Annotated in this window: 2 pseudogenes; one reads left to right on the top strand and one right to left on the bottom strand. The window is 35.3% G+C overall.

Annotated elements, in window-relative coordinates:
- Positions 1-212, top strand: a pseudogene (locus BK820_RS15605) (IS5/IS1182 family transposase); the annotation flags it as partial.
- A 10-nt stretch (positions 213-222) separates the two neighbouring features.
- Here the strand turns inward: BK820_RS15605 and BK820_RS14930 are convergent.
- Positions 223-501: pseudogene (locus BK820_RS14930) on the bottom strand (roadblock/LC7 domain-containing protein); the annotation flags it as partial.
- Positions 502-664 lie beyond the last annotated feature (163 nt).

Genomic DNA, 664 nt, shown 5'->3' with positions numbered 1-664 from the left:
TATGCCCAGAACAAGGATATGTTCCCATTATTCCATTGAGATCAAACAGTAAGAGATCGAATAAGGAGTTTANATTAAGACATTTAGTTGAAAATGTGTTTGCGAGATTGAAGCATTTCCGAGCGATTGCAACCCGATTTGATAAGCTTGCACGAAATTACCAGTCTATGATTTACATTGCTTGCATGTTTATTTGGTGTAAAGCCAAATGAGGACACGCCCTAGATAAAGGAATAAATTTTCATTTGAATCAAGTGGGCGTAGCAAGTGATATTGTTTGCCTAAAGTGATTAGAATGTCTTCGATAGAATCATTCAGATTCAGGCTCGCTGCTACACGACGTTTAGCACGTACAACTTCTGTGTTGCCTGCAGCTGCGAGCTCAAGATCAATTGTATTATTGCCAAGAGTTGCTAATGCAAGACCACTTTCGCTGTCTACGAGTGCTGCTGCAACGAAACCATCAATATCTGTAAGTGCATCTAAAGTAAGCTTGGCCATACTATCCCCTGGAAAATTTTAAATAATGAAGATAAAAAAATTATCGCAAGAATGTTTATATAAAAGAACTAAGAATACAAGTTAGAATAAATTGAAAATATTTAGAAATTAGCTTATATGAGAACTATTAATTGAAATAGAGTATTAGACCTCTTTCATAAAT

The organism is Acinetobacter sp. LCT-H3 (assembly GCF_001866125.1).
Lineage (GTDB): Bacteria > Pseudomonadota > Gammaproteobacteria > Pseudomonadales > Moraxellaceae > Acinetobacter > Acinetobacter schindleri.
The sequence above is the reverse complement of the archived record's forward strand: the minus strand, read 5'-3'. Positions and strand labels throughout refer to the sequence as shown.